The organism is Achromobacter sp. HZ01, assembly GCF_003267925.1.
Lineage (GTDB): Bacteria > Pseudomonadota > Gammaproteobacteria > Burkholderiales > Burkholderiaceae_B > Achromobacter > Achromobacter pulmonis_A.
Genome location: NZ_LWKV01000004.1, coordinates 558359 through 572466, shown reverse-complemented (window position 1 = coordinate 572466; position 14108 = coordinate 558359). Strand labels below are relative to the sequence as shown.

General features: G+C 67.3%; 14 protein-coding genes. 6 read left to right on the top strand and 8 right to left on the bottom strand.

Going from position 1 to position 14108, the window contains the following annotated elements:
* Positions 1-176 precede the first annotated feature (176 nt).
* Complete coding sequence (locus tag A6B37_RS22315; protein ID WP_102775066.1) at positions 177-794, bottom strand: TetR/AcrR family transcriptional regulator; 618 nt, start codon at positions 792-794, stop codon at positions 177-179.
* 155 nt (positions 795-949) lie between these two features.
* A complete protein-coding gene (locus A6B37_RS22310; protein WP_111826945.1) occupies positions 950-3124 on the bottom strand; it encodes a malate synthase G in 2175 nt (724 codons plus the stop codon).
* Positions 3125-3361: 237 nt separating this feature from the next.
* On the opposite strand from A6B37_RS22310, the gene glcC reads away from it, so the two are divergent.
* A complete protein-coding gene (gene glcC, locus A6B37_RS22305) occupies positions 3362-4126 on the top strand; it encodes a transcriptional regulator GlcC (protein ID WP_102775068.1) in 765 nt (254 codons plus the stop codon).
* Between the two features lie 3 nt (positions 4127-4129).
* Here the strand turns inward: glcC and A6B37_RS22300 are convergent, their stop codons facing one another.
* Positions 4130-4786 carry a TetR family transcriptional regulator gene (locus A6B37_RS22300; protein ID WP_111826944.1) on the bottom strand — a complete coding sequence of 219 codons (657 nt, stop codon included), beginning with the start codon at positions 4784-4786 and terminating at the stop codon, positions 4130-4132.
* 101 nt (positions 4787-4887) lie between these two features.
* Between A6B37_RS22300 and A6B37_RS22295 the strand changes: the two genes are divergently transcribed.
* Entirely contained in the window at positions 4888-5673 is a 786-nt protein-coding gene (locus A6B37_RS22295) for a 3-hydroxybutyrate dehydrogenase (RefSeq protein WP_102775070.1), read from the top strand.
* A gap of 7 nt (positions 5674-5680) precedes the next feature.
* Here the strand turns inward: A6B37_RS22295 and A6B37_RS22290 are convergent, their stop codons facing one another.
* The 5 genes from A6B37_RS22290 to A6B37_RS22270 all read right to left on the bottom strand — a co-directional run bounded on the left by A6B37_RS22290 (position 5681) and on the right by A6B37_RS22270 (position 10441).
* Positions 5681-6796 carry a saccharopine dehydrogenase C-terminal domain-containing protein gene (locus A6B37_RS22290; RefSeq protein ID WP_102775071.1) on the bottom strand — a complete coding sequence of 372 codons (1116 nt, stop codon included), beginning with the start codon at positions 6794-6796 and terminating at the stop codon, positions 5681-5683.
* A 212-nt stretch (positions 6797-7008) separates the two neighbouring features.
* Entirely contained in the window at positions 7009-7401 is a 393-nt protein-coding gene (locus tag A6B37_RS22285) for a DUF4148 domain-containing protein (RefSeq protein ID WP_102775072.1), read from the bottom strand.
* A 263-nt stretch (positions 7402-7664) separates the two neighbouring features.
* Complete coding sequence (locus tag A6B37_RS22280; RefSeq protein ID WP_102775073.1) at positions 7665-8066, bottom strand: DUF1090 domain-containing protein; 402 nt, start codon at positions 8064-8066, stop codon at positions 7665-7667.
* A 53-nt stretch (positions 8067-8119) separates the two neighbouring features.
* Entirely contained in the window at positions 8120-9046 is a 927-nt protein-coding gene (ubiA, locus tag A6B37_RS22275; protein WP_102775074.1) for a 4-hydroxybenzoate octaprenyltransferase, read from the bottom strand.
* Positions 9047-9244: 198 nt separating this feature from the next.
* On the bottom strand, positions 9245-10441 hold the full coding sequence (locus tag A6B37_RS22270; protein ID WP_111826985.1) for a PLP-dependent aminotransferase family protein: 1197 nt from the start codon (positions 10439-10441) through the stop codon (positions 9245-9247).
* Positions 10442-10618: 177 nt separating this feature from the next.
* Here A6B37_RS22270 and A6B37_RS22265 point away from each other — a divergent pair, with 177 nt between their 5' ends.
* The 4 genes from A6B37_RS22265 to A6B37_RS22250 all read left to right on the top strand — a co-directional run bounded on the left by A6B37_RS22265 (position 10619) and on the right by A6B37_RS22250 (position 14102).
* The gene (locus A6B37_RS22265; protein ID WP_102775075.1) at positions 10619-11104 is read left to right on the top strand and encodes a GAF domain-containing protein; all 486 of its coding nucleotides are present in this window, start codon (positions 10619-10621) and stop codon (positions 11102-11104) included.
* A gap of 328 nt (positions 11105-11432) precedes the next feature.
* Positions 11433-12323 (top strand): 4-hydroxy-tetrahydrodipicolinate synthase, encoded by an 891-nt coding sequence (gene dapA / locus A6B37_RS22260; protein WP_111826943.1) that lies wholly within the window; start codon positions 11433-11435, stop codon positions 12321-12323.
* A 110-nt stretch (positions 12324-12433) separates the two neighbouring features.
* Positions 12434-13210: a sterol desaturase family protein gene (locus A6B37_RS22255; RefSeq protein ID WP_111826942.1), complete on the top strand. Its 777-nt coding sequence runs from the start codon at positions 12434-12436 to the stop codon at positions 13208-13210.
* On the top strand, positions 13194-14102 hold the full coding sequence (locus A6B37_RS22250) for a fatty acid desaturase (protein WP_102775078.1): 909 nt from the start codon (positions 13194-13196) through the stop codon (positions 14100-14102). Before A6B37_RS22255 ends, A6B37_RS22250 begins: the two co-directional genes overlap by 17 nt.
* Positions 14103-14108 lie beyond the last annotated feature (6 nt).

The following is a 14108-nucleotide window of genomic DNA, read 5'->3' as shown; positions in this document are numbered from 1 at the left end:
TGCTCGGGGCGGTCGGGCAGTTGCCGCAGCAGGGCGCGCCATAGCAGCCAGAGACGCAGGCCGGCGGCCAGCGCGATGAGGGCGATCAATATCCACATGTAAGGCTCCCGAGTGTTTCGCACGACCGTGCGAAATTGAGCGTAAGCAAAGCGCCGCGCCGGTGCGTCCGGGCGGCGCTATCCGATGTACTTGAAGCTGCGGTAGGTGGAAATCAGGCGTTCATAGGCGGCCCGCACGCGGTCGTGGGCCTTGGGGTCGCGCAGGAAGCGCGCGTCGTGCATCAGGCCGATCATCAGGCTGTAGACCTCGAACACCAGCTGTTCGGGGTCGGTGTCCGGGCGCAGGTGGCCGGCTTCCAGCGCCTGGTTCACGGTGCGGACCATGGCCGCGCGCCAGCGCCGCAGATTGTGCTCCAGCACGCTGCGCAGCGGCGATTCGACGTCGTCGTACTCGAAGGCCCCGGCCACGTAGATGCAGCCGGTCAGCATTTCGACGTTGCTGGCGCGGTCTATCCACAGCGACACCAGGGCGTTGAGCCGCGGCAGGCCGCGGGCGTAGGCCATCGCGGGGGTGAAGACCGCGGCCACGAAGCGCCGGTCGTACTCGTCCAGCACCGCCTGCTGCAGGGCCTCGAGCGAGCCCACGCGCGAGAACACGCCGCTCTTGCTGATGCCCAGGCGCCGGGCGACCTGGCCCAGCGACAGGCTTTCTAGGCCCTGCGCGGCGGCCATGTCCAGCGCGGCGTCGACGATGGCCGCGAAGGTCAGTTCGCTTTTCTCGGTTTTGGCGGTCATGAGGCAAATTTAGCACGACCGTGCGAAAAAGGCGCCGATTTTTTTCCGGCAGACAAAAAAAGCCCCCACGCCGCGCACGCTACGCGTGCTTGCTGCCCCCCGGCGACAAAAAAGGCCGGACAGCGGCGCTGTCCGGCCTGTTGGCATCGCGGCGCTCAGGCCTGGGCGGCCTTGAACTCCAGGCGGTACTTGTGCAGCAGCGGCTCGGTGTAGCCGTTGGGCTGCGTCAGGCCTTCGAACACCAGCGCGCAGGCCGCCTTGAAGGCCAGCGAGGTGTCGAAGTGGCCGGCCATGGGGCGGTAGAGCGGATCGCCGGCGTTCTGGCCGTCGACCACCTTGGCCATGCGCTTGAAGGTTTCCATGACCTGGTCGCGGTTGGTGATGCCGTGGCGCAGCCAGTTGGCGATGTGCTGGCTGGAGATGCGCAGCGTGGCGCGGTCTTCCATCAGGCCGACGTTATGGATGTCGGGCACCTTGGAGCAGCCCACGCCCTGGTCGATCCAGCGCACCACGTAGCCCAGGATGCCCTGCACGTTGTTGTCCAGCTCCTGCTGGATGTCGGCGGCCGACCATTTGGACGGGTCGCCCACCGGCACGGTCAGCAGGCCCTGCAGCAGTTCGTCGCGCACGCTGTCCAGGCTGGTGCGTTCCAGTTCCTGCTGCACCGCCTGCACGTCGACCTGGTGGTAGTGCAGTGCGTGCAGCGTGGCGGCCGTGGGCGAGGGCACCCAGGCGGTGTTGGCGCCGGCCTTGGGATGCGCGATCTTCTGTTCCAGCATGGCGGCCATCATGTCCGGCATGGCCCACATGCCCTTGCCGATCTGGGCGCGGCCGCGCAGGCCGGCGTCCAGGCCGACCAGCACGTTGTTGCGTTCGTAGGCGGAGATCCAGGCGGTGGACTTCATGTCGCCCTTGCGCATCATCGGGCCGGCTTCCATGCTGGAGTGCATTTCGTCGCCGGTGCGGTCCAGGAAGCCGGTGTTGATGAAGGCCACGCGGCTGGCGGCGGCCTCGATGCAGGCCTTGAGGTTGATGCTGGTGCGGCGCTCCTCGTCCATGATGCCCATTTTCAGGGTGTTGCGCGGCAGCTTCAGCAGGTCTTCGACGCGGTCGAACAGCTCGCTGGCGAACGCGGCCTCGGCCGGGCCGTGCATCTTGGGCTTGACGATGTAGACCGAGCCGGTGCGCGAGTTCAGCTTGCGCTCGCGGTCGGCCAGGGCGGCCAGGCTGGTGACCACCGCGTCCAGGATGCCTTCGGGGATTTCCTGGCCGTCGCGGTCCAGGATGGCCGGGTTGGTCATCAGGTGGCCGACGTTGCGCACGAACATGAGCGAGCGGCCGTGCAGGGTGAGCGGCGAGCCGTCGGGGCGGGTGTACTGGCGGTCCGGGTTCAGCTTGCGGGTGAAGGTCTTGCCGCCCTTGGTGACTTCCTCGGTGAGGTCGCCCTTCATCAGGCCGAGCCAGTTGCGGTAGATCTGCACCTTGTCGTCCGCGTCGACGGCGGCGACCGAGTCCTCGCAGTCCATGATGGTGGTCAGCGCGGCCTCGACCACCACGTCCTTCACGCCGGCGGCGTCGGTGCTGCCGATGGCGTGGGCGCGGTCGATCTGGATCTCGAAATGCAGGCCGTTGTTGACCAGCAGGATGGCCGTGGGGGCGGAGGCCGGGCCCTGGTAGCCGGCGAACTGGGCGGGCGACTTCAGGCCGGTGGCGCCGTCGGCCAGCGCCACGCGCAGCTGGCCGCCTTCGACGCTGTAGCCGCGCGCGTCGGCGTGCGAGCCCTGGGCCAGCGGGGCGGCGCCGTCCAGGAAGGCGCGGGCGCGGGCGATGACGGCCGCGCCGCGCTGCGGGTTGTAGCCGCCGCCGGTGTCGCCCGGCGTGGCGGGGATGGCGTCGGTGCCGTAGAGGGCGTCGTACAGGCTGCCCCAGCGCGCGTTGGCGGCGTTCAGCGCATAGCGCGGGTTGGACATGGGCACCACCAGCTGCGGGCCGGCCTGCTGCGAGATCTCGGTGTCGACGCGGTCGGTGCTGGCGCGCACGCTGGCCGGCTGCGGCAGCAGGTAGCCGATGCCTTCGAGGAATTTGCGGTAGGCGGCCGGGTCGGCGATGGGGCCCGGATGGGCGCGGTGCCAGGCGTCGAGCTCGGCCTGCAGGCGGTCGCGCTCGGCCAGCAGCTTGCGGTTCTTGGGGGCCAGGTCTTGCACCAGGGCGGCGAAACCCTGCCAGAACGCGTCGGCATCCAGGCCGGTGCCGGGCAGCGCTTCCTGTTCGATGAATTGGCTGAGATTGGCCGCCACTTGCAGGCCGTGGTGCTGGATGCGTTGAGTCATGCGGTTCTCTGACGGTAAGTGAGGCTGGCCGGCGCCGCGCGCCGGGCGGTTCTTCGCGACATCATCGTCCGCGCCAGCGGCGATGTCCATATCAAAACCCGCTGGTCATACCAGTTTATTTTGGTCGTCCCGGGCAGACCTTGATTTTTTATGGTTTTATATCAGCTACTTACAGAGGCCTGATCGGCCGGTTCCCATGGGGGGCGGGCTTGGTCATACCACTGGTACGGAGAGCGCATGTACGCGGAAACAGAAGCAAAACCCCGCCAGGTGGCGGACGAGGTGGCCGAGCGCATCGAGCGCCTGATCCTGGACGGCGTGCTCAAGGCCGGCCAGGCGCTGCCCTCGGAACGCCGCCTGACCGAAAAGCTGGGCGTGTCGCGCACGGCCCTGCGCGAAGGGCTGAAGCTGCTGCGCGCGCGCGAGATCATCCATACCTCGCAGGGCAAGGGATCGTTCGTGGCGCAGATTTCCAAGGTGGACGCCGGGCCGCTGATGCACCTGTTCAATTCGCAGCCGCGCACGCTCTACGACCTGCTGGAGGTGCGCTCGCTGCTGGAGGCGGAGTCGGCGCGGCTGGCGGCCATACGCGGCACCGAGGCGGATTTCATCATGATCCGCCGTCGCTACGACGAAATGGTGGCGGCGCAGGACGCGGCCACCGACATGACGACGCACGCGCACCTGGACCACGCCTTCCACCTCGCTATCTGCGAGGCCTCGCACAACCCGGTGCTGGTGCATACGCTGCAATCCCTGACGGACCTGCTGCTGGGTTCGGTATTCGCCTGCGTGAACAACCTGTATCACCGAGAGCCGGAAAAGCGCCAGATCGACCGCCAGCATGCGCGGCTGTTCAACGCCGTCACCGGGCGCCAGCCCGAGCAGGCGCGCAAGGCGGCCGCCGACCACGTGGACAGCGTGCGCCGCAGCCTGTCGGATATCGAGCAGGAAGAACAGCGCCTGGTGCGCGCCACGCTGCGCCTGGAAGGCTGGGCCTAGGGTCTAGCGCCCCAGCATCGACAGCGCGATGCCGAGCACCGATTTCCTGAAGGCGCGAGGCCGTTGCGGCAGCGATGAAAAGCGGCCCAGCAGGTGGCTGTACGACACCGTCTTGGTGATGCCATTGAGCAGCATCATCGACATGACCATGGGATCGTGGCGCGCCATCTCGCCGGCGTCCATCGCCGCGGCCAGCAGCGGCGTGAGCACGCGGTAGTACGGCCGCATCACGCGCTCGACCAGCAGGTCGAGCCGCTCCCCGTCTTCCAGCGCCGCCGTGGAAAAGAACAGGCCGAGGTCCGGTTCGCCGATGACCCGGTCGACGAAAAGCGCCAGCGCCCGCTCGACCCGTTCCCGTGGGGCCATCGGCTCGCTGGCCAGCTTGCGCGTGGCCTCGACCATGGGCTCGGCCCGTTGGGCGATCCGGTCGATGATGGCCGTCCACAGTTCCTGCTTGGAGCCGAAGCGATGCGCGATCAATGCCGCGTCGACGCCGGCCGTGCGTGCGATCTCGCGCACGCTGGCCGCTTCGTAGCCGTGGCGCGCAAATACCTGCTGCGCCGTATGGAGCAGCGTGTCCGGGTCCACGGTCTCCCTGACGGCCGGCCGTCCGCGCGCGCGCTTCGTTCCATCGCAGGAATCTGGAAAAGACAATTTCATCGCTCGCCTGTCGTTGATTAATTCATCAGGCGATGAATATACTGGATTCAAGGCTTTCCGCGGCATCGCCGGATCATCGGCATTTTTCAAAGGAGTGCATCATGAACAATCTGAATGGCAAGGTTGCCGTCGTCACGGGCGCGGCCAGCGGCATCGGCAAGGAAATCGCCATGACGCTGGCGCGGGCCGGCTGCGCGGTCGCGATCGCAGACCTGAACGTGGACGGCGCGAATGCGGCCGCGCAGGCGATCCGCAGCGCCGGCGGCAAAGCCGTGGGCGTGGCGATGGACGTCACCGATGAAGCCGCGGTCAACCGGGGCATCGATCAGGTGGCCAAGGAATTCGGCTCGATCGATATCCTGGTTTCGAACGCCGGCATCCAGATCGTCAATCCGATCCAGGACTACGCTTTCGCCGACTGGAAGAAGATGCAGGCGATCCACGTCGACGGCGCGTTCCTGACGACGAAGGCCGCGCTCAAGCACATGTACAAGGACGACCGGGGCGGCATCGTGATCTATATGGGCTCGGTGCATTCGCACGAGGCCTCGCCCCTGAAATCGGCCTACGTCGCGGCCAAGCACGCGCTGCTGGGCCTGGCCAGGGTGCTGGCGAAGGAAGGCGCGCCGCACAACGTGCGCTCGCACGTCATATGCCCCGGTTTCGTCAAAACGCCGCTGGTCGACAAGCAGATTCCCGAGCAGGCGAAGGAACTCGGCATTTCCGAGGAGGAGGTGGTGCGCGACGTCATGCTGGGCGGCACCGTCGATGGCGTTTTCACCACCGTCGAGGACGTCGCGCAGACGGTGCTGTTTCTTTCCACGTTCCCGAGCGCCGCGTTCACCGGACAGTCATTCGTCGTGAGCCACGGCTGGTTCATGCAGTAAGCCGCGCTCAGAGGGCGACCCCGGCCAGCGCCAGGGGCTTGCCTGCGTACACCCGGCCGTAGCGGTTGTGCACGAAGGTCTCCAGGTCGATCGCTTCCTGGCCCACGAAACCGCGCTGCGGCAGCACGCCCTGGGCCACCAGGTCGAGCGCGGCGCAGATGCCCGCCGCCGTGGACAGCTGGATCGCGCTTAGGCGGTGGCCTTCCACGTCCGCGCCGAAGATGCGCACCGGGTAGGACTCTTCTTCCAGCCGGCCGTCGCGCCGGCCCGAGGCCGAAGCCTGGATCACGATCACGTCCTGGCCGGTGGTGGGGATGGCCGCTTCGAAGATCTCCTTGAGCAGGTCGCGGCGGTCGCGCAGGCGCAGATCGTTGAGCAGCAGCTTCATGATGGCGCAGTGTCCGGGGTAGCGCACGGACTTGTAGTCCACGTTGCGGGCGCGGCCCAGCAGGGTGGCGGGCAGGGTGCCCAGGCCGCCCGAGGTGTTGAAGGCTTCGTACTCCACGCCGTCGAGCGCGAAGGTTTCGTAGCCTTCCAGCGCGGGCACGCTGGTGAGCTGGCCGTCGACGATGGCCTCGCACGGGTTGCAGTATTCGTTGATCAGCCCTTCGGTGCTCCAGGTCAGGTTGTAGCGCAGGCCGTTGGAGGGATAGCGCGGCAGGGCGCCGACGCGCATGCGCAGGTCCAGCAGGGTGTCGAAGCGGCGCGCCAGCGCGTTGCCGACGATGCCGATGAAGCCCGGGGCCAGGCCGCATTGCGGCATCAGCACGCCGCGGGACTCGGCGGCCAGCGACTGGATGGCGTGCGTGCTGGCGACGTCCTCGGTCAGGTCGAAATAGTGCACGCCCGCTTTGGCGCACAGGCCGGCCACCGCGATGGCGCGATGGAAGGGCAGTGCGTTGACGACGGCGTAGCGGCCTTCGATGCAGCGCGCCACGGAGTCGTCATCCGAAATCTGCCGGGTTTCGCAACCGAGTTCGGCCACGGCCCGCAGCCGCGCGGGGTCCTGGTCGGCGACCAGCACGCGATAATCGCCGCTGCGTTCGAGCATCAAGGCGATGGCGAAGCCGATCTTTCCGGCGCCCAGGAGCAGGATGGGACGGGGCGATGATGCGAGGGACATGGCGCGGACTCCTGTGGATAGGGGAAGGCAGTGGCCTCATGCTATGCCCGCGTGCTGTCGATGTGTAGAGAGCAGAAAGTCGAATCGGCTTACAAAATAGTCGATTCGACATTAATAAACGTCGAATCGGCAAAAAACAAAGCCCCCCGGCGGGGCCGGAGGGCTTTGGGGCGCTGTTCGCGGCCGCGGGGGGAAGCGGCCGTGGGAGGGGATCAGCTGCCCAGGGGCGGGTAGTCCAGGTTGCCGAAGGTGACCAGGCCTTCCGCCTTGGCTTGCGCCAGTTCGGTCTGGACCTGGGCGCGGCTCAGCGTGGTGGTTTTTTCGGCGGCGGCGACGGGCGGATAGTCCAGGTTGCCGAAAGTCACTTCGCCGGCGTTCTTGGCCTGGGCCAGTTCGGCCTGGACCTGTTGCGAGGTCAGGCTGGACGTCTGGGCGATGGGGGCGGGATAGCCTTCTTCGCCGAACGTATACTGGCCGGATGCCTTGGCTTGTTGCAGTTCGGCCTGGACCTGGGCGCGCGTGACGCCTTGGTCGGCTTCGGCGGCTTGGGCGCCGGCGGCCAGAACGGACATGGACAGCATCAAAGCGGTAGCAAGGGTTTTCATGGCAGACCTCCGTTGATCTTGAGCTTGGGAGCCGAACCGCCGGCCTGATTGCCTGGGGGTTCGCTTGCTGTGTCCCGATGAGTTGCATTCTGTGCGCAATCACCCCTGGGATAAACCCTTATTACCTGAAAACATTTTTCCAAAATCTTGGCTAATCGGGTGCTATTTCACCAAATAACCCCATCAATGGTGATGTTTCCATTGGATGACGCAATAGGAGGCCGCGCCCCTTGCGGCGGGGCGGGAAGGTGGGACGAACGGGATCAGCGGTTCAGTTCCGCCAGGGCGGCGTCGTATTCGGCGCGGGCCTCGTCCAGCTTGCGCTGGGCCTTGTCGATCTTGTCCTGCTTGCCCTTGGCGCGGGCCGCCTTGAGTTCGCTTTCGCGCTCGGCCACTTCGGCCTGCTTGTCGCGGACTTTGGCTTCGCGGCTGTCCTGCAGCCGGCTGTCGGTGCAGCTGGCGCGGGCTTCGGCCAGGGCCTTGCGCAACCCGGCTTCGCGCCGCGTGTTGTTCTGCGCCTGGGCCGCGGCGATGTCGTTTTCGATATGGCAGAACTTGGCGGCGCAGCCGCGCGCCGCGGAGCAGTCGGCGGCCTGGGCCGGCAGGGCGCCGAGCGCGGCGGCGGCCGCAGCGGCCAGGACCAGGGGTTTGAGCAAAGCGGGCATGCGGATCTCCGTCAAGGGGGAATGGCGGCCGTCTGCGCCCGAACCGGCGCGTTTCAGCGGATCAGGGTGCCCGCCAGCGCGGCGGCCACCAGCAACGCGCCCAGCCAGAGGTTGGCGCGAAACAGCATGAAATTGCGGTCGGGACGCTGGATGTCGAACACCTTGAGCTGCCAGGCCAGGTGCACCGCCACCGCCGCCATGCCGACCTGATAGGCCCACGACAGGCCGATGGCGTAGCCGCCCCAGGCCCACAGCGCCACGGTGGCCGCGTAGAAGCCGCCGATCCAGAGCTTGCCCTGGTCGCCGAAGCGCATGGCGGTGGAGTGCAGGCCCAGGCTGCGGTCGTCGCGCACGTCCACGTAGGCGTAGATGCTGTCGTAGCCCACCTGCCACAGCACGGCGCCCGCCCACATCGCGATGGCGGCCAGCGGCACATGGTTCTGCGTGTCGGACCAGGCCATCAGCATGCCCCAGTTGAAGCAGATGCCCAGCACCACCTGCGGCCAGTACGTGACGCGCTTGCACAGCGGATAGATGAAGACGAAGGGCAGCACGGCCAGGGCCAGCCAGCGGCTCATTTCGTTCAGGAAAAACAGCAGCGAGCCACAGACCAGCAACTGCCCGAGCAGGAACCAGACGGCGTTCTTCATCGTGAGCTGGCCGCTGGTCAGCGGCCGGAAGCGCGTGCGCTCGACGTGCTTGTCGAAGTTGCGGTCGCACATGTCGTTGACCGTGCAGCCGATACCGCGCATCAGCAGCGCGCCCAGCGAAAACACGATCAGGCGCTGCAGATCGGGCAGCCCGCCCGCGGCCTGCACCAGCGCGGCGACGGCGGGCAGCAGGGTCAGCCAGGTGCCGATGGGCCGGTCCAGCCGGCAAAGCCGGGCATAGGGCCGCCATGATTTCGGCAGCCAGCGTTCAACCCAGTCGGTAAAGACGATGTCGGAGAGGTCGACGGGAGATTGTTGGGGGGCGCTCACTGTCACGGCGAAACGGAGGAAGGAAAACCGACAGCATAAAACAACCGCGCGCCGGCTTCCTGTCCAGCAGAACCCCGAGCGATTCGAGGCACCCTCACCGCACGCCACAAGCGTTCCCAGATCGGGGCCGCACGGATCCGGCTCCGCCGGTCCGTAGCGGCGCCCCCTGGGGGGAAGCGCCGAAGGCGCTTCGGGGGGTCACACTTCTTTTAGCAGCTTGCCGAGGATCGCGATGCCGGTGCGGATCTTGTCTTCCGGCACCGTGGCGAAGCTCAGGCGCAGCGTGTTGGATTTGCCGGCGCCGCAATAGAACGGCGCGCCCGGCACGAAGGCCACGTTCTGCGCGATGGCCTTTTGCAGCAGCGCGGTGGTGTCGATGTGCTCGGGCAGCGTCAGCCAGATGAACATGCCGCCTTCCGGCTTGGTCCAGGTGACGGTGGACGGGAACTCGCGCGCGATGGCGTCCAGCATGCAGCGACCCTGCACGCGGTAGATCTCGCGCACGTTGGGCAGGTGCTCTTCCAGGAAGCCGTCCTTGACGATCTCGTACACGGCCATCTGGGTCAGCGTGGGCGTGTGCAGGTCGGTGGCCTGCTTGGCCTGCACCAGCTTGTCGATGAGCGGGCGCGCGGCGGCGATGTAGCCCAGGCGCAGGCCGGGGGCCAGCACCTTGGAGAACGTGCCCAGGCGCACGACGTTGGCGCCGTATTCGGCGGCCAGCGCGATCAGGCCGGGTTGCGGTTCGCCGGCGTAGCGCAGTTCGCCGTAGGGATCGTCCTCGACGATGGTGAGGTTCAGTTCCGCGGCGCGCTTGACCAGCGCGATGCGGCGCTCCAGGCTCAGCGTGCGGCCGGTGGGGTTCTGGAAATTGGGCAGGGCGTACAGAAAGCGCGCGCCGGCGGCCAATTCAGGGGTGATGGCTTCCGGGATCAGGCCGCCTTCGTCGGTGGGCACCGGCACGAACTTGGGCTGGTACAGGCTGAACGACTGCAGCGCGCCCAGGTAGCTGGGGTCTTCGACCAGCACCTTGCTGCCCGGGTCGATCAGCACCTTGCCCAGCAGGTCCAGCGCCTGCTGCGAGCCCGACACGATCAGGGTCTGGTCGGGCGTGACGTTGGCGCCGGCCTTGTTCAGGTCGTCGGCGACCCATTGGCGCAGCGGCGCGTAGCCTTCGGTGGGGCCGTACTGCAGGGCGGCGCGGCCGTTGGTGGACAGTACCTTGTCGAATGCCGCGCGAACTACCTCTACCGGAAAGCCGCCGGGCGCCGGCAGGCCGCCGGCGAACGAAATGACTTCGGGACGCTCGGTTACCTTGAGAATCTCGCGGATGGCGGAGCTGGTGAGTTGCTGGGCGCGTTCCGAAAAGGAAAACGCAGGTTCGAGAGGCTTGTCCATGGAGTGCTTCTTGATCAAGAAGGGTAGGAAGGTTCGGGCATTTTTTTCCCTTGGGGAGGCCCGGTTGAGAAATTTGCGAAAAGCATTGTCCCACATGGCGGCAGCCCGGCCCCCATAATGGCGGCTGGCCCTAAAATCACCTGCATCGATAATCGCCTGTACAGTTACATTTCCGCCATGTTCGAAGCCGCCCCGATCCAAGCCGATTCCAAGGCCGCCCTGTACGCCGGGCTGGCCGCCCAGGCCCGCGCCCTGCTCGAGGGCGAACACGACCGCATCGCCAATGCGGCCAACCTGAGCGCGCTGGCCTACCAGGCCCTGCCGGACCTGAACTGGGCGGGCTTTTATTTCTATGACGGCGCCGAGCTGGTGCTGGGGCCGTTCCAGGGCAAGCCGGCCTGCGTGCGCATCCCGCTGAACCGCGGCGTCTGCGGCGCGGCCGCCAGCCAGCGCCGGACGCAGGTGGTGCCGGACGTGCATGCGTTTCCCGGGCACATCGCCTGCGACGCGGCCTCGCGTTCCGAAGTCGTCGTGCCGCTGGTGCACCGCGGCGAACTGATCGGCGTGTGGGACGTGGACAGCCCGCTGCCGGGCCGTTTCGACGAAGACGACCGCCAGGGCATGGAAGCCCTGTGCGCGGTATTCCTGGCCAGCCTGGCGTGATCCGCGGCGCCGCCGCCGTTGACAGGGCGGCGGGCTGCCGGTAGATTTGCCGTCTTTCGCGCTCGCCGCGCACCGATTTCCCGATTCATGATTCCTCAGGCCAACCAATCCGCTTTCCCGCTTCGCGCCCTGTGCGCGATGCTGGCTTGCGCCGGCCTGAAATCCAAAAAACAGCCGCTCATCTGACCGGAGCATGCTGTTCCGTCAGATGGGCGACGGAACAGCGGCCTCCTGGCGGCGCATGGCGCCGTCCGCGCATCCCCTCTGATATCCCGAGCACTTCTGTACGGTCCAACCACGGTCCGTTTCACACCGAAGGAGTGTTCACATGCAATCTCATCAATCTCCGATCCAGGGCGTCTGGGTGCCGCTGGTCACGCCGTTTTCCGGCGGCGCCGTCGACGGCGGGGCCTTGCGCCGCCTGGTGCGCCACTATGCCGCCGCGGGCGTGGACGGGCTGGTCGTCTGCGGCAGCACGGGCGAGGCCGCGGCGCTCGACGACGCCGAGCAGCTGGCGGTGCTGGACGCCGTGCTGACCGAGGCGGGCAGGCTGCCCGTCATCATGGGCCTGGCCGGCAACCACCAGGGCCACGTGCTGCAGCGCCTGGCGGCCTTCGGCACCCGGCCGCTGGCCGGCATCCTGGCGCCGGCGCCGTACTACGTGCGGCCGGGGCAGGAGGGCGCGGCCGCCTATTTCCGCTGCCTGGCCGATGCCTCGCGCTTTCCCCTGGTGCTGTACGACATACCCTATCGCACCGGCGCGACGCTGGAGACCTCGACCCTGCTGGGGCTGGCGGCGCATCCCAACATCGCCGCGATCAAGGATTGCGGCGGCTCGCTGGAAAAGACGGTGGCGCTGATCGCCGACGGCAATATGGCCGTGCTGGCGGGCGAAGACCTGCAGGCCCTGTCCGTGCTGTGCCTGGGCGGGGCCGGCATGATCGCGGCGGCGGCCCACATCCGGCCGGACCTGTTCGTGGCCATGTACCGCGCCGTGCGCACGCAGCAGCTCGACCAGGCCAGAAAGCTCTTCCATGCGCTGGCGCCGGTCATCCGGCTGGCGTTCGCCGAGCCCAATCCCGGCCCGGTGAAGGCGCAGCTCGAACGCCTCGGGCTGCTTAACGCGGAGGTGCGCCAGCCCATGCCGCGCGCAAGCGCGGAACTGGCGGCCCGCATGGAGGGCGCGGTCGCCGGACTGAACCGCCTGTACCCGGCCTAGGGCGGCTCGCGAGCTTTGTGGCGCCTGGATTCATTTTGTAATAAATATCCTGCCTGGAAGCTGACGGATTGCTTATGATGCGGCCATTCCTCGGGTGAAACAAAACGTTCATGGCCCTGGCTTTCGAATCGCTGTCCGCCTGGCAAGTCATGCTGGCGGGCTTGCTGTTCTTCGGCGGCATCTATCTGGTTTTCGGCGCGGCCACCTGGCTGTTGACGCATTATCTGCTGCCCGCGCTGGGCATCGGGCGCCCGCTGGACCCGCGTCCGCTCGGCCCGGGCCAGCTGCGCCGCGAGTTCGCGCAGTCCGGCCTGTCCATCCTGCTGTTCGGCACCGGCATGATTTTCCCGTGGGGCCTGGTGCAGCTGGGCTGGGCGCGGCTGGACCCGGACGCCGGCTGGCGCCAGATCGTGGTCGAGATCCTGGTGCTGGTGGTATGGAACGACGTGCATTTCTGGATCAATCACCGCCTGCTGCACACGCGGCTGCTGCGCCGCTTCCACCTGCCGCATCACCGCTCGGTCGTGACCACGCCGTTCTCCACCTACAGCTTCCATCCGGTCGAAGCGCTGATGCTGGGCAACGTGATCCTGCTGCCCATGGTGCTGCACGATTTCAGTTTCTGGTCGCTGGCCTCGGTGCCGCTGTTCAGCCTGTTCTTCAATTGCATCGGGCACGCCAACTACGACTTCTTTCCGCGGGTGTCGTATGCGCACTGGTTCGCCGCCAGCCGCCGCCATCATCTGCACCACGCCTGCTACAACGGCAATTACGGCTTCCAGTTCACCTTCATGGACCGCCTGTTCCGCACCCGGCTCAAGGCCGAGGCGGCCGCGCCCCAGCTGGACGCCTTCCGGCAGCGAGAATCGCTTGGCGGGCGCGCTTAAGCGGCGGCGCCGGCTGCCGGCGCTGCGCAACCGGCGCGACTGGCAAAGCCTGGCCTACCTGGCCGCGCTGCCTGCGCTGGCCGCCTGGCAATGGGCGTACGGATTCTGGTGGCCGCTGTACGGGCTGATGCTGTTCCTGACGCTGGGCATCGGCGTCATCCACCACAACCATACGCACCTGCGCATGTGGCGCGGACGCCGGGCCAACCGCGCCACCGATTTCTGGATCACGCTGCTGCAGGGCCATCCCACCTTCGTGTTCTATCCCGCCCACGTCGCCAACCACCACCGCTACCGCCACGGCGCGCGCGACGTGGCGCGCACCTACCGCTTCGGCGGCGACACCAACCATCTGTGGGGCTACCTCATCCACCCGCTGCAGGCCGTGTGGGTGCTGTATCCGCTGTTTTTCGCGTGGCTGGGCCGCCTGCGCCGACATAGCCCGGGGGCGTGGCGCTACTGCATGGCGCAGTACGGCGCCTGGCTGGGGCTGTGGGGCGGCCTGCTGGCCGTCAACCCCATGAAGGCGCTGCTGTTCGTCATCGTTCCGCAGCTGCACGGCCTGCACTGGCTGCTGGCCACCAACTACCTGCAGCACGCGCATGCCGACGGCGGCCCGCGCGCCGTCGCCGGCCTGAACTACGCGCGCAACTTCGAGGGGCTGGTCAATCCGCTGCTGTTCAACATCGGCCTGCACACCGCCCACCACGAACATTCACGCGCGCACTGGTCCGAACTGGGCCGGCTGCATCGCGACCATTACCGCGACCGCGTGAACCCGGCGCTGAACGAGCGCGGGCTTGCGCCCTACATGCTGCGCGTGTTCGTACTGGCCGTCTTCGTGCCGCGGCTGCGCAGCCGTTCGCACATGGCGCCCGAGCACATACGCTAGCGCCGC